Annotated in this window: 22 protein-coding genes; 10 read left to right on the top strand and 12 right to left on the bottom strand. The window is 38.6% G+C overall.

Annotated features, from left to right (window positions below; all coding sequences use genetic code 11):
* Nucleotides 1-374 precede the first annotated feature (374 nt).
* Nucleotides 375-1,709: an alanine/glycine:cation symporter family protein gene (locus tag AAV98_RS15155; protein WP_060666392.1), complete on the bottom strand. Its 1,335-nt coding sequence runs from the start codon at nucleotides 1,707-1,709 to the stop codon at nucleotides 375-377.
* A 56-nt stretch (nucleotides 1,710-1,765) separates the two neighbouring features.
* The gene (locus tag AAV98_RS15150) at nucleotides 1,766-2,395 is read right to left on the bottom strand and encodes a LysE family translocator (RefSeq protein ID WP_060666390.1); all 630 of its coding nucleotides are present in this window, start codon (nucleotides 2,393-2,395) and stop codon (nucleotides 1,766-1,768) included.
* A 127-nt stretch (nucleotides 2,396-2,522) separates the two neighbouring features.
* Between AAV98_RS15150 and AAV98_RS15145 the strand changes: the two genes are divergently transcribed.
* On the top strand, nucleotides 2,523-3,599 hold the full coding sequence (locus AAV98_RS15145) for a YqcI/YcgG family protein (RefSeq protein WP_082380918.1): 1,077 nt from the start codon (nucleotides 2,523-2,525) through the stop codon (nucleotides 3,597-3,599).
* A gap of 201 nt (nucleotides 3,600-3,800) precedes the next feature.
* On the top strand, nucleotides 3,801-4,427 hold the full coding sequence (locus tag AAV98_RS15140; RefSeq protein ID WP_060666389.1) for a nitroreductase family protein: 627 nt from the start codon (nucleotides 3,801-3,803) through the stop codon (nucleotides 4,425-4,427).
* A gap of 63 nt (nucleotides 4,428-4,490) precedes the next feature.
* On the opposite strand, the gene AAV98_RS15135 is transcribed toward AAV98_RS15140, so the two are convergent.
* From AAV98_RS15135 to AAV98_RS15125, 3 genes are all read right to left on the bottom strand, one after another.
* A complete protein-coding gene (locus tag AAV98_RS15135) occupies nucleotides 4,491-5,261 on the bottom strand; it encodes an alpha/beta hydrolase (RefSeq protein ID WP_060666388.1) in 771 nt (256 codons plus the stop codon).
* A gap of 116 nt (nucleotides 5,262-5,377) precedes the next feature.
* A complete protein-coding gene (locus AAV98_RS15130; RefSeq protein WP_082380917.1) occupies nucleotides 5,378-5,800 on the bottom strand; it encodes a ferritin-like domain-containing protein in 423 nt (140 codons plus the stop codon).
* A gap of 109 nt (nucleotides 5,801-5,909) precedes the next feature.
* Entirely contained in the window at nucleotides 5,910-6,878 is a 969-nt protein-coding gene (locus AAV98_RS15125; protein WP_060666387.1) for an alpha/beta hydrolase, read from the bottom strand.
* Between the two features lie 104 nt (nucleotides 6,879-6,982).
* Here AAV98_RS15125 and AAV98_RS15120 point away from each other — a divergent pair, with 104 nt between their 5' ends.
* Together AAV98_RS15120 and AAV98_RS15115 are read left to right on the top strand one after the other, a co-directional pair.
* Nucleotides 6,983-7,711, top strand: a complete 729-nt coding sequence (locus AAV98_RS15120; RefSeq protein WP_060666386.1) for a nucleotidyltransferase domain-containing protein — start codon at nucleotides 6,983-6,985, stop codon at nucleotides 7,709-7,711.
* A gap of 46 nt (nucleotides 7,712-7,757) precedes the next feature.
* Entirely contained in the window at nucleotides 7,758-8,156 is a 399-nt protein-coding gene (locus AAV98_RS15115) for a VOC family protein (protein WP_060666385.1), read from the top strand.
* Between the two features lie 7 nt (nucleotides 8,157-8,163).
* Here the strand turns inward: AAV98_RS15115 and AAV98_RS15110 are convergent, their stop codons facing one another.
* Both AAV98_RS15110 and AAV98_RS15105 read right to left on the bottom strand, forming a co-directional pair.
* Nucleotides 8,164-8,934, bottom strand: coding sequence for a class I SAM-dependent DNA methyltransferase (locus AAV98_RS15110; RefSeq protein WP_060666384.1), 771 nt, complete (start codon nucleotides 8,932-8,934; stop codon nucleotides 8,164-8,166).
* Nucleotides 8,931-9,470: a GNAT family N-acetyltransferase gene (locus AAV98_RS15105; RefSeq protein ID WP_060666383.1), complete on the bottom strand. Its 540-nt coding sequence runs from the start codon at nucleotides 9,468-9,470 to the stop codon at nucleotides 8,931-8,933. The genes AAV98_RS15110 and AAV98_RS15105 overlap by 4 nt, the downstream gene beginning before the upstream one ends.
* A gap of 130 nt (nucleotides 9,471-9,600) precedes the next feature.
* Here AAV98_RS15105 and AAV98_RS15100 point away from each other — a divergent pair, with 130 nt between their 5' ends.
* A complete protein-coding gene (locus AAV98_RS15100) occupies nucleotides 9,601-9,972 on the top strand; it encodes a VOC family protein (protein ID WP_060666382.1) in 372 nt (123 codons plus the stop codon).
* Between the two features lie 54 nt (nucleotides 9,973-10,026).
* Here the strand turns inward: AAV98_RS15100 and AAV98_RS15095 are convergent, their stop codons facing one another.
* Both AAV98_RS15095 and AAV98_RS15090 read right to left on the bottom strand, forming a co-directional pair.
* Complete coding sequence (locus AAV98_RS15095) at nucleotides 10,027-10,209, bottom strand: hypothetical protein (protein WP_060666381.1); 183 nt, start codon at nucleotides 10,207-10,209, stop codon at nucleotides 10,027-10,029.
* 39 nt (nucleotides 10,210-10,248) lie between these two features.
* Nucleotides 10,249-10,581 carry a hypothetical protein gene (locus tag AAV98_RS15090; RefSeq protein WP_156317800.1) on the bottom strand — a complete coding sequence of 111 codons (333 nt, stop codon included), beginning with the start codon at nucleotides 10,579-10,581 and terminating at the stop codon, nucleotides 10,249-10,251.
* Between the two features lie 195 nt (nucleotides 10,582-10,776).
* On the opposite strand from AAV98_RS15090, the gene AAV98_RS15085 reads away from it, so the two are divergent.
* Nucleotides 10,777-11,685: an aminoglycoside phosphotransferase family protein gene (locus AAV98_RS15085; RefSeq protein ID WP_082380916.1), complete on the top strand. Its 909-nt coding sequence runs from the start codon at nucleotides 10,777-10,779 to the stop codon at nucleotides 11,683-11,685.
* Between the two features lie 164 nt (nucleotides 11,686-11,849).
* Here the strand turns inward: AAV98_RS15085 and AAV98_RS15080 are convergent, their stop codons facing one another.
* Nucleotides 11,850-12,065, bottom strand: coding sequence for a hypothetical protein (locus AAV98_RS15080; RefSeq protein WP_060666379.1), 216 nt, complete (start codon nucleotides 12,063-12,065; stop codon nucleotides 11,850-11,852).
* Between the two features lie 143 nt (nucleotides 12,066-12,208).
* Here AAV98_RS15080 and AAV98_RS15075 point away from each other — a divergent pair, with 143 nt between their 5' ends.
* On the top strand, nucleotides 12,209-12,538 hold the full coding sequence (locus AAV98_RS15075; protein WP_442853688.1) for a YnfA family protein: 330 nt from the start codon (nucleotides 12,209-12,211) through the stop codon (nucleotides 12,536-12,538).
* 147 nt (nucleotides 12,539-12,685) lie between these two features.
* Here the strand turns inward: AAV98_RS15075 and AAV98_RS20835 are convergent, their stop codons facing one another.
* Together AAV98_RS20835 and AAV98_RS15070 are read right to left on the bottom strand one after the other, a co-directional pair.
* A complete protein-coding gene (locus AAV98_RS20835) occupies nucleotides 12,686-12,820 on the bottom strand; it encodes a hypothetical protein (protein WP_269433474.1) in 135 nt (44 codons plus the stop codon).
* Between the two features lie 55 nt (nucleotides 12,821-12,875).
* Nucleotides 12,876-13,796: a hydroxymethylglutaryl-CoA lyase gene (locus AAV98_RS15070; protein WP_060666377.1), complete on the bottom strand. Its 921-nt coding sequence runs from the start codon at nucleotides 13,794-13,796 to the stop codon at nucleotides 12,876-12,878.
* Nucleotides 13,797-13,943: 147 nt separating this feature from the next.
* Between AAV98_RS15070 and AAV98_RS15065 the strand changes: the two genes are divergently transcribed.
* Genes AAV98_RS15065 through AAV98_RS15055 form a run of 3 tightly spaced genes read left to right on the top strand, consistent with a single transcriptional unit; the run spans nucleotide 13,944 to nucleotide 16,519 of the window.
* Nucleotides 13,944-15,128, top strand: a complete 1,185-nt coding sequence (locus AAV98_RS15065) for an acetyl-CoA C-acetyltransferase (protein ID WP_060666376.1) — start codon at nucleotides 13,944-13,946, stop codon at nucleotides 15,126-15,128.
* Nucleotides 15,129-15,148: 20 nt separating this feature from the next.
* Nucleotides 15,149-15,838 carry a CoA transferase subunit A gene (locus AAV98_RS15060; protein WP_060666375.1) on the top strand — a complete coding sequence of 230 codons (690 nt, stop codon included), beginning with the start codon at nucleotides 15,149-15,151 and terminating at the stop codon, nucleotides 15,836-15,838.
* An 18-nt stretch (nucleotides 15,839-15,856) separates the two neighbouring features.
* Nucleotides 15,857-16,519, top strand: coding sequence for a CoA transferase subunit B (locus AAV98_RS15055; RefSeq protein ID WP_060666374.1), 663 nt, complete (start codon nucleotides 15,857-15,859; stop codon nucleotides 16,517-16,519).
* The last annotated feature ends 1,008 nt before the right edge of the window (nucleotides 16,520-17,527 follow it).

Raw genomic sequence — 17,527 nt, 5'->3', positions numbered from 1 at the left:
GCAGTTTGGGCTAATAGAGTGGTTCTCTCCGCCCGTCTCCCTGTTAACTGAAGCAGTTTGGGCTAATAGAGTGGTTCTCTCCGCCCGTCTCCCGGTTAATTGTCGCAGTTTGGGCTAATAGAACGGTTCTCTCCGCCCGTATCCCGGTTAACTGAAGCAGTTTGGGCTGATAGAGCGGTTCTCTCCACCCGTATCCCGGTTAACTGAAGCAGTTTGGGCTAATAGAATGATTCTCTCCGCCCGTCTCCCGGTTAGCTGTAGCAGTTCGGTACGTACACGAAGAGGTAGGTTAAAAAACAACAAGAAACGCAGACGTGACTATTAAATAAAGGTGCTAACCCATTAACATTAAGGTAGCACCTCTTCCAAAAAATTTACTTGATGAACTCTTCAATATAAGCATCCTTTGCTTTCTTCACCACACCGCTCAAAAACACAATCCCAATAATATTCGGTACCACAATGAAGAACAGCAGCAAGTCCAACAGTTCCCAGACAAACTTCAATCCTCCAACTGCTCCGACCACTATAGCAACAAGGTAAACGAACCTCATAACATAACGCATTTTGCGACCAAACAATAATTCAGCCTGACTTTCTCCGTAAAAGATAATCACGCCAACGGTAGCCAAGACGAAGAATACCAAAAATATGGAAATGGAGAGGGAGCTGAGCCAATCAGGCAACGTGGTTTTCATTGCATAGGACACCATAGACGCAGCTTTTTTCACGCCTACTTCCTTCCATACATCTGTTATCAACACGGTAAGACCGGTGAGGGTGCAAATGACCAAGGTATCGATAATTACCGCAATCATCCCCCAGAATGATTGTCTTACTGGTTGGTCTGTATCAGCAGAAGCGTATGCGATTGCAGATGTCCCCATACCGGCTTCGCTAGTGTAAAGTCCACGGGCAAGCCCCCACCTCATGGTCTGAACGACAGTTGCTCCTGCAAAAACACCCACCGCAGAAGTTGGAGTAAAAGCATCCTGAACTATTAAAGAAAGAACTCCAGGAAGCTTGCCGATATTCATGCAAATAATAGTTAGTGTCAACGCAACATAGGTAAGAACAAATATAGGAAGCAATCTTGAACTAATTTTACCGATTCGATCAATGCCACCAAACACGATAAAGGCAGTGGCGATGGCTAAAGTAATTCCTACCACTAACAACGAGATATTGTATTCATTTTCTAGTTGGACACTCACACTATTGGACTGAACCATGACACTTGGAACCACTTCAATCATTAAGCCAAAGGCATAAAACCAGCCAAGTTTGTCCCAACGTAGTCCTTTGGAAAGGTAGTAGAAAGGACCACCAACCCATTTTCCTTCTTTATTTTTTTCACGGTATGTAATCCCTAATACAAGCTCTGCAAAAATGGTGGACATCCCAATAAAAGCCACGGTCCACATCCAAAACAAAGCACCTGGACCTCCAAAGGCAATGGCAACTGGAACACCGACAATATTGGTTGCACCAGCAGTGGCGCTCAATGCAGAAGTAAAAGCAGCAAACGGACTAATTCCTCCCGTTGAACCTTCTGTTTTTTTGCCTATTTGACCTAGTGTCATTTTTACAATGTGAGGAAAGTATCGAAAAGGGAGAAAGCCTAGTTTTACCGTTAGAAATAGTCCAGCAAGTACAAACAGAATAATCATTGGGAAACCCCAGATAAATTCAGTGAACGTCGATAACATATGTTTCAAGTAGATCCCCCCTCTCAACTATCTTTTTCAAAAGGGAGGAAACTATTCTATAAAAGGAGGTTTAGGAACTTGGACAAAAATGGGAACGCGGAAACCGTTAAAACAATTCCGGCGCCAAGATTAACCGTTTTAAGGATTTTCTCCTTAATGAACGCACGGGCAAAATGAACCGTAAAGGCTATATTTAAGTTCCATAAAAATATCCCGAATAACAAGGATAGACACCCGACCAAAGCGAAAATCCAGCTCTTCTCAGAGAGAGAATGGATGGAAGATCCGAAAATACCAAACCAAAATACAAAGTTAATGGGATTAAATGCAGCAATGCTAAACCCGACAATGAATGAGTTTCTTTGCATAGGTTGTCCTAGTTCTAGAATTTTTCTTTTTTTGAATGATCCATAGATAGTAGTGATACCAAGGTATAGCAATAAGCCTCCTCCTATCCCATACAAACATAATTCCACCCATTCAATTTGGAGATAGGGAGCCATACCGATTAAGATAACTAATAAAAAAAGGATATCAGCTGTCATACCACCTAATCCCACAAGCCATGATGCGTAAAATCCAAATGAAATTCCACGTTTAATCATCTCTAAATTTATTGGCCCAACGGGAGCGGCCAAGCTAATTCCAAGTACCATAAAGTGCAGAATGGTCCAAATCATATTCATGTAAATTACTCCTAACTATAAGACTTGTCCATAAATTTATATGTAAAAGAAAAGTAATTTCATGCATAGTTGAAGAGATTTGTTCGTATTTATAATTAGTATTTTGTTTAACTAAGGGGGAGAATGGATGCAGCAATTAGATTTGGAGGCATTGTATTCACTACAGAATATTCCTCCATGGGGTAGGCACGTCTTCTCTGAATTTTCGAAGGATATGTTATCAGAGAAACGTCCCTTTCCATGTGTTTTTGGGGTAGAAGGGTTTAAACAAGGTTCACTCCGTTTTACGTTTATTGAAAGTCCAACTTGTCCCAATGCAATGGAGAAATTGGCCGATGCATTGAAAATATATTTGGGTGAAGCGAGGGGACTTGGGAAGAATACCTCTTTTGTAGCTTTCTTTAAACCAGAAGAGAAAAAAACATTGGAACAGTATGAAAAACAATTTTGGGATGTACTTCAACATCTTCATCAGTTGGATGAGAAGGAATGGCCGCAAAATATCCCTGCAGACCCGGATCATCATTTATGGGAATTTTCCTTTCATGATGAGCCTATATTTGTTGTATGTAACACTCCTGTACATGAAAAAAGGGTAAGTAGGAAAGCTGCAACGTTTATGATTACTTTTCAGCCAAGATGGGTGTTTGATGGGATAAGTGGAGAAACCCAGATTGGAAAGTTATTTCAAAAAACGGTGAGGGATCGTTTGGAAGTGTATGATAGTGTGCCCGCTCACCCTTCCCTTAATTGGTACGGAAAAAAAGAGACAAGAGAATGGAGGCAATACTTTTTAATGGATGATAATAAGGTGGAAACGTCAAAATGTCCATTTCACGCGTCTTTAGAGAAAGAGAAAAAGAACATTGAAAAGTTAGCTTATTCTTTTCCCTCTGATTTCAAAGAATTCCGGGTAGAACGAGGGGTAGGTGGTACCCTTGAAAAAGTAACGATGGAGCTGTTACCGACCAAGGGAACAGGATATGTGGAAGTTCAAAAAGATGAGCCTTTCAAAGCACATCCTACTCATACCCATCCAACCAACGAGATCTTACATATACTGGATGGTAGTGTTTCAATGGAGGTGGGTGGTGAACTAGTTACTTGTCAAAAAGGAGACCGTATATACTTACCAAAGGACACGGTACATGGTTCCTTGGCAGGAATTGATGGTTGTTTATATATTATTGCAGTTTTAAAATAATGAACGAACTCCATTCTCTAATATTGGAATGGAGTTTTTTTGTTGTATAGGGAAAGATATGTACAATGGATAATTCCAAAACTTTCAATTTGTTGCTTATAATTCCAATTGTCTCGAAACCATATATTTTGACATTGAGATATTCGTGTGTTAAAAATGATTAGTAAATAAAATTCAATCAGAAGAAGGAGAGAGTTCTTCATGAATAACACAACAGCTAAATCAGCAATTCAAACGATGAAAGAACGTCATTCAGTACGTAAATATACACAATATGATATGCCGCAAAAGGATCTTCAAGACATATTAGAGGCAACGATTACGGCTCCATCTTCATGGAATCTGCAGCACTGGAAGTTCCTTGTAATTCAATCGGATAGTAAGAAAGAAAAACTTTTACCAATTGCCTATAATCAACAGCAGGTAGTAGATAGCTCTGTAACTATTGCAGTTTTAGGTGACCTGGAAGCAAATCAAAATGCAGAAAAAGTATATGGAGAAGTAGTAAAAAAAGGGTTCATGACTCCTGAAGTAAAAGAAATCTTAACCAATCAAATTCATGGAGCATACACAAATGATCAGTTTGCGCGCGATGAAGCGGTTATGAACGGTGCACTTGCTTCTATGCAATTGATGCTAGCTGCAAAAGAAAAAGGATACGATAGCGTTCCAATGGGCGGATTCGATAAAGTAGCATTTAGAAAAGAATTTAACATCCCAGAGCGCTATGTCCCTGTCATGTTGATATCTGTTGGAAAAGCAGCCTCAGAAGCACACGGTACATTGCGATTCCCACTTGATGAAGTTGTAACTTACGAAACTTTCTAAGTAGTAATTATGTAAAGGACTCACTGTTAAAGTTGGTGAGTCCTTTTGTATTATAGCAACAACTTACTTATATAAAAATTTAAACATGACTGGAAGCCTTTCCCGCCAAGCCGCTTCGTTATGAACTGCATCTTTTACAACATCAAAGCGCACGTTTTCGACTTTCTCCGCCAACAAATTATATACACTTTGACTGGAGTCGATGTAAATTTGATGATTGATAAATGAGGTATCTTCCTTTGTGCCAACATCCAAATAAAATTGTTCGATTTTACTTAAATCACGTTCTTTTATGTATGCTTCCATTTCATGTTGATTAATCCAATAGGCAGAAGAGAGGGAAGCAATCTTCTTAAAAATATGAGGGTATTTACATGCAGCATAAGTGGAAATTAACCCACCCATGGAGCTGCCACCCATCGCTGTCTCTTCCGGAAGGGTTCGATATTTTTCATCGATTAAAGGCTTTAACTCAAACGTAAGATAATCAATATATTCCTTGCCTTTACCACCTTTAAGGTTCTCATCATTGAAAAGCCTCTGGCCAAGCTCTTTATTTTCCCAAGGTGCATATTCGTTAAACCGCTCATAACCTTCATGATTGCAATCAATTCCTACCACGATAAGTTCAAGGTCTGACTGTTGTTCTAAATAGTCCTTAATTCCCCAGCTTACTCCAAAGCTTGCTTCGCTATCAATAAACAAATTTTGTCCATCGTGCATATAAAGAACAGGATATCGCTTATCCGATGTTTCATAATTTTTTGGTAAGAGGACGCTTATTCTTCGCTCAGACTGAAAGGGGGTAATAGTAACGTTAAAATATTCAAGCATGATGCAACACTCCTCCGTATATTTATTACTTATATTATAGTAGTAAATATACGGAGGAAGGTAGAAAAATTTACAAAAGAAAGGACAGTGACATTCGCACTGTCGTCGTTCGTTACTTAGTTTAAATGTTTTTTCAATAACTCAATATGCTGCTTATGCTCGTTCAATATAGACTGAACAATACTTCTGCTTTCCAGATCCAAATCACCCTTTACAAATTCGGACATCATTTCTGATCCGAATTCCTCACCATGTATCGCACCTTCAATAATGGCAATAGCATCCTTTGGGTAACCTTTTACCTGTTGAACTCTTTCTTGAAAAGCTCCGACTAGGCCAACATCATCAACCGCCTCGCCTCCCAAGTTCTGAATTCTTTCTGCTACAAAAATAGCATGCATCTTATGGTTCTGCTGAATGGTCTGCAAATCCTTCTTTATCTCTTCATCCTCGGTATTTTTAATATAATGTTCATACGCATGAATGCCCATAAACTCGCCTTCCAAAAAAGCATTCAATTCCTTGATTTGCTCGTCCATATGTTTCACTCCTTCAAATATGTCGGTAACTTTATCTTTGTATTAAGAATAGGAAATTATTCTTTAGAATAAAAAAGGAACAACCATTGGTATGATTGCTCCCTTCGGATTATTTTTCGTTTCCAAACCCAATTTCGTCCAAAAATTCATCAATTGCTTTTTCATATTCCTCGCGGTTTTCAGAGTAACTCATCGCATGCATCCCGTTTCTGGCGACGTACAGTTGCTTTTTCCCTTTCTTTTTTTCGAAAAGTTGCTGGGTCATCATAATGGGAATAAAGTCGTCAGGTTCACTGTGGATAAATAGGACTGGATTTTCAATGTTTTCTATAACGTTGATTGGTGAGACTTCTCGGATGGAGTACTTATCTCTTATCCGTAAAAAAGTATTGGCAATTGGCATTACAAGTTGCTTCGGAATCTTGAAATCCGCTTTTAATCGATAGGTCAGCTGTTCCTCTAGATCAGAAAATGGACAGTCAGCAATATAAAAGTCAGCCCCATCCTCAATGGCTCCTGCATACATCAATAACGTAGCAGCTCCCATTGACTCCCCATGTATCCCGACAATAGCTTCACTTCCCGCTATTTCGCGGACCCAATCTACGACGGCTTTTAAATCGTGCTTTTCATAAAATCCATAGCTTGTTGTCTTTCCACCTGATTTCCCATGTCTTCGGTGATCATATAAAACAACATTCCAGCCTCTTGCTAGAAAAATATTCATGTACTTAATGGAATTTAGGGTGTTTTGCGTCACACCATGACTGAAAATCATATAACGTGTAGACCCTGGTACATCAAACATTTCCCCGTAAATATTGTAGCCAAGGGGGGAGGGGATAGTAAGCTCTCGTTTTGGCAATTTCATATAAAGGTCTTCTTTAAAATGTCCGAGCAGTTTTTCCCGCTGTAAAATTTCTTCATTGGTTTTTTTCCGAATGTACATTACTTTATTCGTAAAAAAAATGCCGACAAATAGAATATAGGAAAGTAAAATGCCCATAACAATTATAATACGTTTTAGCTGTTTCACCGGAAAACCTCCAAAAAGGATATATATACCATAGTTTATCATTAAGATTAGCCTGAAGGGAAATGGCAGGAGTGAGAGGGAAGAAAATTTTTCTAAAAAAAATCATTTGTTTATGATATGCTTTTGAAAAAAGAGGTGCTTAATAGATGAAAGTAAATCAATTTCAACGATTATCTCCCATACAAGCTGCAGAGAAAATTATAGATAAATATTTTCCTCATTGTGAAGGAGCTTTACTTGCTGGCAGTGTAGTCCGTGGTCAGGAAAGCGCAACGTCAGACTTGGATATGGTGGTCTTTGATCAAAAGGTACCCGCTTCATACAGAGAATCTTTTGTCGAGTTTGGATGGCCGGTTGAGCTCTTCTGCCATAATCTTAAGTCCTATCAAGCCTTTTTTAAAAGCGATTGTGAAAGGGCTAGACCATGTTTGCCAAGAATGATTTCAGAGGGGATCGTTATCAAAGATAAGGGTGTTTTAGATGGAATAAAACAAGAAGCGGGAACACTTTTGAATGAAGGGCCAGAAAAATGGGACACAGAAACAACGAAATTGAAACAATATTTTCTTACCGATGTACTTGATGATTTTATTGGATCTTCGAATCGATCGGAGTCAATTTTTATTGCTGGGACACTTGCGGACCTCGCAGCGGAATTTACTTTGAGGACCAATAATAGGTGGATTGGTTCCTCCAAATGGATAGTTCGTGCTCTTGCTGAATTTGATGAGAACTTCGCAGAGGCATTCACGCAAGCGTTTGATTTATTTTATCGTAACAATGATAAAAGCAAGGTAATACATATTGTGGAGAGTCTATTGGAACCTTATGGTGGTAGGTTGTTTGAGGGTTTTTCACTAGGAAAGAAGCAATAAATGATATACTAGCAGTTAAACTTATTAGAAAGGGTGTGTAACCAAGATGAAAATATCGGACCTACATCATGTCAGCCTCGCAGTGAATGACATTGTAGAGGCAAAAGTCTTTTATGGAACACTTCTTGGATTTTCTGAGCTAAAACGACCAGACTTTGATTTTCCTGGAGCATGGTATGAGGTGGGCAATGCGCAACTTCATTTGATTGAAAATAAACAGGCAGAAACGTTAAGACAAGAAAAAAATATCGATAGTAGGGATGGACATTTTGCCATCAGGGTGGAGGATTATAAGCAAACGGTGGAATTTCTTCAAAGTAAAGGCATTAAAATAGTGCAAAAACCTCAGAGCAAAAGTGGTTTTGCTCAAATCTTTTGTATGGATCCATCCCATAATTTAATTGAATTTAACGTGGATCAGAGGGATATAAATGGAAGGGAGTAGTTGCATTTTAACTACTCCCTTTCTTTTGGCAAACATAGACCATTTGTGGACTTTTTGCGGTTAATGAGCTTTTATTCCAGTCTCCATATTCATGCAAGACGTTAAATCCATTTTCATTTAAAAGTCGGCGCATCTCCAATGGGAAAACATAACGTAATAAAATTTTATCTTTCTCAATAAGATCTAAATTTGTGTCCTTAAAAAACCTTCTTTCCGTTTCACAGTGAAGAATCTGTGTCAGAGGATGATAAGTTTCTTTATGGTACTCGATTACCTGCATACCATTTGAATGCTTAAACCGTTCTTCATACTCATCCACCTTTGCTAACTCATCCATAATCGGATTTCTTGTATCAAAAATGAATATCCCTCTGTCTTCTAGATGTTGGTGGACAGACTGAAAAAGTGCATCTTGTACTTCATTGGTCAAGAAATGTTGAAAGGAGTTGCCACTCATATACATTAGCTTAGTGGGTTGATTAAGAGATAGCTGTGTGCAATCCTGTAAGTACCATTGAATGTTAACACTCTTATTCATAGCTTTGGTTTTAGCGCGTTCCAACATTCCGCCATGAATATCCACACCAATCATTTCATATCCCTGTTCAGCCATTGGAATAGTCAATCTTCCCGTTCCACACGCCAATTCAATGATCGGACCACTCTCCGGTACCCATTCTAAAAGTAGTGGCAAATCTACTAAATAGTTTTCATGTATTCGATCATATTCAATAGCGTCTGTATATTTCTCAAGGTTCTCTTTGAAAATACTATTCATCGTGCCACCTTTTTGTTTCTTAAAACTGTAATAAACCCATTTAAAATCTCATGACTGACAAAAAAGCCCTTTCGTTTATAAAACTCAAGTGCCTGCTCATTTCCATTGGATACAAAGATAAAATAATCTTCCACTTCATTGAAACTCTGTAGCCAATCCATCGACATGGAAAACAGCTTTGAACCAATTCCGTAATGGCGATATTTGTCCTTTATGTAGAATTGAGACAAGCATCCAACATATGTTTTCTCTACGGTATTCATATCAAAAAAAGTGGCGAAATCAGAAGAATAGACCTCTTTTGGACAAATGTTTGAATAAACATAGCCAATCACTTCATCCTTATCTTTTACTACCACTACATAATTGTGTTGAGCTTTTTCTACAGACGGAATCAATCGCGTTTCATACGTCATGTCATCAAAACGCTCTGGTGTAATATACGCCAATGATTTCTGGTATACCATTAGCTCATTACATATTTCTTTACAAGTTTCTAACCTATCAATTGGTAATCTTTCATATGTAAAGTTCACATTTATCTCCCCTTTGGAACATTATAATATAAAAAAGTGAAAATTCTCTACTTTATCTAGCGGTGTTGTTGCTATAATAAGGGAGAGCAACTTTATTCGGCTAGGGTATTCCTATCCAGAGGGAGGAATCATGAAACTAGGAGCATTTTCAATCAGTTTAACGGTTAAAGACATCTATCAATCAAAAGAATTTTATGAGTGTCTAGGCTTTGAAGTATTTGGAGGGGAAATCAGCCAAAACTGGTTGATTATGAAAAATGAAGATTGTACTATCGGTCTTTTCCAAGGAATGTTTGAGAAAAATATTTTGACATTCAATCCAGGCTGGAATCAAAATGCAGAAAACATGGATGCATTTACGGATGTCAGAGATCTTCAAAAGAGTCTTAAGGAAAAAGGAATCAAAATTCTCACAGAAGCAGACGAATCCAGTGAGGGACCAGCTAGTTTCACCATTGAAGATCCAGACGGCAATCCAATCTTAATTGATCAACATAGATAAAAAAAGTCGACTTGTAAAGGGAGGATATCCCTCAGCAAGTCGACTTCGTTATTTTTAACGATTAAAAATTTCATCCCAGCTATTTATCATGTCCCAAGAAAATGTAGGCAGCAATTCAAAAATATCTTGGTCGGTCAGTGCAGCTGAAACCATAATGGTTGTTAAAAACAAACCTGCCATAAAAACTAAAAATACGTATGTTTCCATAGACTTTTTGAGCTCGGTTTTCTGATTCAATTTCTTTCCTCTTTTCAGTGATTTAGTTTTATTTAGTATTTAAATCACTGAATAAGATAGATAACTCCCCTGAAAAAAATATGGGGTAAGGAATAGGTGAGGATTTACTAAGGTATTCTTTCTGATGGAATGTTTAGTTGGATAGGAATGAATTTCTATGGATTTAGAAGGTGATGAGTGAAATGTAAAGTCCTTCTTCTTTTTCTGCCAGCCATTAGTACCAGGAGCCTGAACTGCCGGTTCAAATTGCATATCACTATGAGCTGTTATGGCTTCGTTTGATAAAGGAAAAGAGTGTGCAACTTCTCCATAGGCTAAATAAGGAAAGGAAAGAAATAAGGTGGCTATAATTATGTATAGGCGTTTTTTCATTATGATCACTTTCCTTGGAAGGTTTTTAAGAAACATTTTACTCCGATAGATTGCAGAAGGCAATATCATAAGGAGTGTGATGTAAAAAAAAGTTTTTCTTATATTAGTGGCAGTATTATAAATAATGTCATAGACCTAAAATTAGTTATGAGGGATAATATACTGTCTATACGTTAACAAAGGGGATGTGTTTAATTGGTTAGAATAATGGAGCAAGAAATTCCGTTCATGAGAGAAGCAAGCAGTATAAAACAGCTTACTAAAGGTTTTTCCAACGATCAGAAGTTCGTAATTGATGATAAGTACCTTATTCGTCTTTTTCCTTTAGAAGATGCAAATCATAGAAGGAAAGAATTTGACATAATTACGAAGTTATCCTCACTTTCAGATTTTGTGCCTGAAGCCATCGAGTTTGGTACACAGGAAGACCTAGGGTTAGCTTACATGGCATTGTCATATCTGCCAGGTAAGGATGGTGAAGAGGCGTTTAGTAGTTTGACAGAAAGAGAGCAGTATCATGTTGGGTTTCAAGCGGGGAAAGAATTAAAAAAACTGCATGAGTATCCTGCTCCTGAAGGAACCGAACTATGGAACATACATAAAAAAAGAAAAAGTGATAGATACATAGAAGAATTAAAACTACTAGAAGATCTAGACACCATAATGATTAGTAAACTTATAAGCTACATAAAATCAAATGAGTACTTGATGGATGGTCGTCCTAACAGATTCCAGCATGATGATTTTCACCCTTGCAATATCATTGTAGAAGGGGATAATTTCAAAGGGTTTATTGATTTTCAGAGAATGGACTGGGGAGACCCTATACATGACCTACAAAAACTCGGCTTTTTTGGAATAAAGGTCAGTGTTCCTTTTTCCATTGGAGCCATTGACGGATATAACGGCGGAGAGGAAATCAGTGAAGAGTTTTGGCAGCTTTTTGCCCTTTATAGTGCGATGCATGTAGTTTCGTCATTCGTGTGGGGAAAGAAAATGGGAGAAGAGCAGTATGATTTATTGTCCCGGTATGCCATGGATGTATTGAGGGATCATGATGAATTTAGGGAAATTATTCCTCGTTGGTACAGGGAGATTAGATGATTTTGCTAGGGATTAGGGCTATTTAATAGACAGTTCTGTAAGTTTGGAAGGTGGTTTGGTCAAATAGAGGGCTTCTATTAGACAGTTTGCCATATATAGTTGGTGCATTGGTTGAATAGAATAGAAAAAGAGGTTCTTCAATGAAGAACCTATCCTGAATGATCCTATTTCTTCTTTTTTTTCGTTAAGTCCACAAATTCTTTTTTAACTACTTTTTCTAAAGCAACGTGAATATTAATATGTCGGTCATCAACAGGATTTACACTGAGGACTTTCCCTTTGCGCCCCTTTATCTTCAATTCCTCATCCACGTTCGGCAGCTCTTTCCGATACTGACTTAATACTACATTCTTATTTTCCATGAAATAAACGAAATACATAGAGAACTCACCTGTTTCATTTTAGAATGGGTTATAGGAGCTTGCTCTTATAACGCTTTTTACAAATTATGTTTAAAAAGATTGTTTTAGACCTCATTTGAAGGTATGGTTAGTAGATTTGAGATGATTTTTAGGGAGTGTTTATATTGGTCCATGCGTTTGTACTGTTTATCATGGCCGGAATAGCAGAAATTGGTGGGGGCTATTTGATATGGCTGTGGCTTAGGGAAGGAAAACCTGCGTATTTAGGATTGGCTGGAGGGATTGCCTTGGCTTTATATGGGGTGTTGGCAACGTTTCAAAACTTTCCTTCATTTGGCAGGGTTTATGCTGCTTATGGTGGTGTGTTTATCATACTTTCCGTACTTTGGGGGTGGGGAGTAGATAGAAAGACACCGGATTTGTTCGATTGGATTGGAGCAGGTATTTGCTTGATCGGCGTTTCCGTCATGTTATTTGCACCTAGAAACTAGTGGTGTGGGATGAGGACAATGTTTTGATGATTGAGTTGCCGGGCTTCATAGGAGTTCAATGAGGACAATAATAGCATAAAATGCAGAACACAGTGCCTCTCATCCAAAAAAAGAAAGAAACTGCACAAATGCAGTTTCTATCAAAAATTATTGCTCCGAATTCTGACGCTTCGTCGGATGGCTTGCGCGTTCTACTTCTTCAGCAGAAACAACTTGCTTTGCGCTCTGAGCGTTAGGCTGTCCCTTTTGGCTCGGACCATTATGGTTATTATGCTTGGACATAGAGGTCTCTCCCTTCCTTATTCTCCCTACTTAATGTGGGTAAGGAAGCAAAGAATTATACACCTGGAGGGACAGCCGTTCCATTCGCTTGTATAAGTTTATAATATTGGCTTTCATATTGTTTATCCAGATGAGGCAGAAGGTTCTCCAATGATCTAACAACCCGTTTTAAATTGATACCTGTATCAATGCCCATTTGTTCTAGCATGTACACAACATCTTCTGTTGCAACATTTCCTGATGCACCAGGTGCAAACGGACAGCCACCTAGACCCCCAGCTGAAGTGTCAAATCTGTCTACGCCAGCTTGAAGTGCAGCAAAAATATTTGCCAAAGCCATACCACGGGTGTTATGAAAATGGGCGGTTAACATGACATCAGCTAGTTCCTCTTTCAAAACAGAGAATAATTGAAAGGATTCCTTTGGATTCGCCATCCCAATAGTATCTGCAACACTTAACTCATCCACTCCAAAAGAAACAAATCGCTTACATAATGAAACGACATCCTTCAACTCAACTTTCCCTTCATATGGACAATAAAATGAAGTTGAAATACACGCACGAACAAAGTACCCTTGGTCTTTTAATTCTTTTACTAAAGGTTCTAATTCCACCAAGCTTTCCTCAGTAGTTTTATTAATATTTTTCTTATTAAATGTATCGCTCACTCCAACGAACACAGCGGCATTTTTACAAGAGGTGCTTCGTAACCTTTCAATGCCCTTCTGATTAGGCACTAACACAAAAATACGAGAGTCTCTGTCATTACAACTTTCAATAATCTCAGCTGCATCTGACATTTGTGGCACCCACCTTGGTGAGACAAAAGAGGTAAGTTCCATCTCCGGAATTCCAGCTTTCTGCAACTCTTTTATAAAATCAATTTTTGCATCTGTTGGCACAAATGTTTTTAAATTTTGCAATCCATCACGTGGACCGACTTCGATAATGGTAGCTTTAGACGGCAATTTCATCGTTGTTTCCCCCTTCACGAATAATTTCTCCCACCTTTAATTTTATGGAATAATGGGGACTAAAAGCAAGAATAATAGAAATTTTATAAAAAAAGAAGGATTTTCGACATGAATCTAGAAATTAATCAGTCGAGAGGAGAGGAAATTATGTCGAATAAAGAAGTAGTCATTGTAAGCGCTGTCAGAACAGCGATAGGAAGTTTTGGTGGGGCATTTAAAGATGTTTCCGCTCCACAATTAGGGTCCATTGTAATTAAAGAAGCGCTCGCAAAAGCCGGGCTTGCACCAGATAGTGTTGATGAAGTAATCATGGGAAATGTGCTGCAGGCAGGACTTGGTCAGAACCCTGCTAGACAAGCGGCAATGGCAGCGGGCCTTCCTCAAGAAGTGTCCTCTATGACAATAAATAAAGTTTGCGGATCAGGTTTGAAAGCAGTACACCTTGCCACACAAGCCATCCTTGCTGGAGATGCAGACATAGTAGTTGCAGGTGGAATGGAAAATATGTCTCAGGCTCCTTACTTATTAAAAGGTGCTCGAGATGGGTTCAAAATGGGCGATCAGAAATTAGTAGACACCATGGTGGCGGATGGATTGACTTGCGCATTCAACGATTACCATATGGGAGTGACAGCGGAAAACCTCTGCACGAAATATGAATTAACTCGAGAAGAACAAGATGAATTTGCTGCTAACAGTCAACAAAAAGCTGTCCAAGCAATCGAAAACGGTAAGTTCAAAGAGGAGATTGTTCCTGTAGAAGTAAAAAAGAAAAAAGAAATTCTAACGATAGATACAGACGAATTTCCTAGAAAAGGAACTACAGCTGAAAAGCTTGGCGGGCTGCGACCTGCTTTTAAAAAGGATGGTTCCGTAACTGCTGGTAACGCATCAGGGATAAATGACGGAGCTGCGGCAGTTGTGGTAATGAGTAAGGAAAAAGCAGAAGAGCTTGGTATCAAACCTCTTGTGAAAATTGTTGCCAACGCAAGCAGTGGAGTAGACCCAAGTATCATGGGAATCGGACCTGTTACAGCTGTTAAAAAAGCAATGGAAAAAGGCGGACAGTCCATGGAAGAAATGGACCTGGTGGAAGCAAACGAAGCTTTTGCCGCTCAGGCGCTTGCGGTCGGCAGGGAATTGCAGTTCGATCCTGAAAAGCTGAATGTGAATGGTGGGGCAATCGCACTTGGTCACCCGATAGGTGCGAGTGGAACTAGAATTTTAGTAACGCTTATCCATGAAATGAAACGTCGTGAAGCGAAAAAAGGACTTGCAACATTATGTATTGGCGGCGGGCAAGGTGTCGCTACAATTGTGGAAAACATATAAAGAGAGAGGTGCAACTTTAGATGAAACCAATATATACATCCTTTACAGAGGCGGTAAAAGACATTCATGATGGAGCTACCATCATGGTAGGCGGATTTGGATTATGCGGAATTCCGGAAAATTTAATTCTTGCTCTTATGGAAACAGGGGTAAAAGATTTAACGGTGATTTCCAACAACTGCGGTGTTGATGAATGGGGTCTTGGACTTCTATTGAAAAACAAACAAATCAAGAAAATGATTGGCTCGTATGTTGGCGAAAACAAAGAATTTGAACGTCAAGTATTGTCTGGCGAGCTAGAAGTAGAGTTAACACCACAAGGTACACTTGCAGAGAAGATTAGGGCAGGCGGTGCTGGAATACCTGCATTCTACACACCAGCGGGAGTTGGAACACCAATTGCGGAAGGCAAGGAAGTACGTGAATTCAACGGTAAAGAATACTTGCTAGAAGAGGCATACAGTGCTGATTTCAGTTTGGTTAGAGCAACCAAGGCTGATAAAATGGGGAATCTCATTTACAACAAAACTGCTCGCAACTTTAATCCAATGATAGCTGCAGCAGGAAAAGTGACGATTGCTGAAGTGGAAGAAATTGTAGAGATAGGTGAATTGGATCCTAATCTAATTCAGACCCCAAGCATCTATGTTCAACGACTAATCGTAGGTCAGCAAGAAAAGAAAATTGAACGTGTTACCACAAGAGACTAGCAAGGAGGGGAACAAACGATGACAACAATAAACAACCGTGAAAAAATAGCAAAAAGAGCAGAAAAAGAAATTGAGAACGGCTATTATGTGAATCTTGGAATCGGAATGCCCACTCTTGTGGCGAATTACATATCCGATAACAAACAAGTAGTCCTGCAATCTGAAAACGGCCTTTTGGGTATAGGACCTTACCCAACCAAAGAGAATGTGGATGCAGATTTGATTAATGCTGGAAAAGAAACCGTAACCGCCATCCCAGGAGCAGCCTACTTTGACAGTGCAGAATCGTTTGCAATGATTCGAGGCGGGCATGTAAACATAGCCATTTTAGGCGGCATGGAAGTTAGTGAAACCGGCGACCTTGCCAATTGGATGATCCCAGGCAAGATGATCAAAGGCATGGGCGGCGCGATGGACCTTGTACATGGAGCAGAACGAATCATTGTCATTATGGACCACGTCAATAAAGCAGGCGAAGCAAAAATCTTGAAAAATTGTACATTACCTTTAACAGGAAAAGGTGTGGTGGACAGAATTATTACAGACCGTGCAGTAATGGATGTAACAGAACAAGGATTAAAACTTGTTGAAGTTGCAAGCGGCTACACAGTGGAGGATATCCAGAACTCGACGGAACCGACATTGATTGTGGATGAGCATGTGAAGTTAGAGGCTTTTTAAATTTATAACATAAACAGGAGGGAGCTCATATCCTTCCTGTTTTTTTGATCTATTTCTTTACCTTCTGACATAAAGGACAACTATGGCCAAAATTATTAGTCCGCCTATAAAGAATGGACCTACACCCGAACTATAAACAACATATACTCGGACGTGACGGACAACATTAATAACAATGAATAGCAATAGGAGAATACCTAAAAGTATGATTAATTGGTTATGTTGATTCTTGTACAAATCATTCAGCCCCTTGGTTGAAGCTTGTGTAATAATTAAGCGAAATAAATCCTTATAAAAAACTATGTTCATTTAATCTTGTATTATTCTAAAAGTCACACTTAGGTCTTTTTGTCAGTAAAATGACAATGATTTGTACATGCTAATTTATAATCATGCAATAATAAGGTAAAAAAGATGAGCTAAAGTGGAAAATGAAATGTTAAAACGCAAGGAATCAATGAGATGAAAGCAGATATTAACACGTTGAAGAGTGATGTAGATACGCTTAAAGTATTTCAAACAATATAAAGATGAATACCGTCGAGCTTATGATAGAATCCCCTAACTCCTACGCCACTAGCTTGTAAATCTACTTAAGTACAAATACCCGTGAAAAAAGCACTGGAAAATGCAACGGGTTCCGTTAAACTATTGCTAATATAGAAATAATAATTTGTCTATCAAATTGTAAGCTAATTTGATAGGCAATTTTTGTGATATCAAAGGTTTTCCAGTCAGATATACGGGATTTGTTTGGTAAAATTGCATAACAATTTTTTAAAAGGTTTAGTGGGATTTTATGTTAAAATTAAACAATATACAATGTAAGCGTTATTCCGTTAAAGGGCAGTTTAATGGAATAAGGAATATTAGAAATGTAGACATATATGCCCGGCAAGGACTGAGAAAAATGGACAAAAGAGAATTTGATGCAGTTATTAAACAACCACCTAAAATTAGGTATGACTATTTTATTAAAAAGGTTGTAGATTATGAAGAAGTCTGGGG

It is taken from the genome of Bacillus sp. CHD6a, assembly GCF_001293645.1.
GTDB lineage: Bacteria > Bacillota > Bacilli > Bacillales > Bacillaceae_I > Sutcliffiella_A.
The sequence above is the reverse complement of the archived record's forward strand: the minus strand, read 5'-3'. Positions and strand labels throughout refer to the sequence as shown.

Excerpts from the sequence above, each read along its gene's own strand:
- AAV98_RS15155 (WP_060666392.1), bottom strand. The coding sequence starts at position 1,709 with ATGTTATCGACGTTCACTGAATTTATCTGGGGTTTCCCAATGATTATT.
- AAV98_RS15150 (WP_060666390.1), bottom strand. The coding sequence starts at position 2,395 with ATGAATATGATTTGGACCATTCTGCACTTTATGGTACTTGGAATTAGC.
- AAV98_RS15145 (WP_082380918.1), top strand. The coding sequence starts at position 2,523 with ATGCAGCAATTAGATTTGGAGGCATTGTATTCACTACAGAATATTCCT.
- AAV98_RS15140 (WP_060666389.1), top strand. The coding sequence starts at position 3,801 with ATGAATAACACAACAGCTAAATCAGCAATTCAAACGATGAAAGAACGT.
- AAV98_RS15135 (WP_060666388.1), bottom strand. The coding sequence starts at position 5,261 with ATGCTTGAATATTTTAACGTTACTATTACCCCCTTTCAGTCTGAGCGA.
- AAV98_RS15130 (WP_082380917.1), bottom strand. The coding sequence starts at position 5,800 with ATGGACGAGCAAATCAAGGAATTGAATGCTTTTTTGGAAGGCGAGTTT.
- AAV98_RS15125 (WP_060666387.1), bottom strand. The coding sequence starts at position 6,878 with ATGATAAACTATGGTATATATATCCTTTTTGGAGGTTTTCCGGTGAAA.
- AAV98_RS15120 (WP_060666386.1), top strand. The coding sequence starts at position 6,983 with ATGAAAGTAAATCAATTTCAACGATTATCTCCCATACAAGCTGCAGAG.
- AAV98_RS15115 (WP_060666385.1), top strand. The coding sequence starts at position 7,758 with ATGAAAATATCGGACCTACATCATGTCAGCCTCGCAGTGAATGACATT.
- AAV98_RS15110 (WP_060666384.1), bottom strand. The coding sequence starts at position 8,934 with ATGAATAGTATTTTCAAAGAGAACCTTGAGAAATATACAGACGCTATT.
- AAV98_RS15100 (WP_060666382.1), top strand. The coding sequence starts at position 9,601 with ATGAAACTAGGAGCATTTTCAATCAGTTTAACGGTTAAAGACATCTAT.
- AAV98_RS15090 (WP_156317800.1), bottom strand. The coding sequence starts at position 10,581 with ATGAAAAAACGCCTATACATAATTATAGCCACCTTATTTCTTTCCTTT.
- AAV98_RS15080 (WP_060666379.1), bottom strand. The coding sequence starts at position 12,065 with ATGTATTTCGTTTATTTCATGGAAAATAAGAATGTAGTATTAAGTCAG.
- AAV98_RS20835 (WP_269433474.1), bottom strand. The coding sequence starts at position 12,820 with ATGTCCAAGCATAATAACCATAATGGTCCGAGCCAAAAGGGACAGCCT.
- AAV98_RS15070 (WP_060666377.1), bottom strand. The coding sequence starts at position 13,796 with ATGAAATTGCCGTCTAAAGCTACCATTATCGAAGTCGGTCCACGTGAT.
- AAV98_RS15065 (WP_060666376.1), top strand. The coding sequence starts at position 13,944 with ATGTCGAATAAAGAAGTAGTCATTGTAAGCGCTGTCAGAACAGCGATA.
- AAV98_RS15060 (WP_060666375.1), top strand. The coding sequence starts at position 15,149 with ATGAAACCAATATATACATCCTTTACAGAGGCGGTAAAAGACATTCAT.
- AAV98_RS15055 (WP_060666374.1), top strand. The coding sequence starts at position 15,857 with ATGACAACAATAAACAACCGTGAAAAAATAGCAAAAAGAGCAGAAAAA.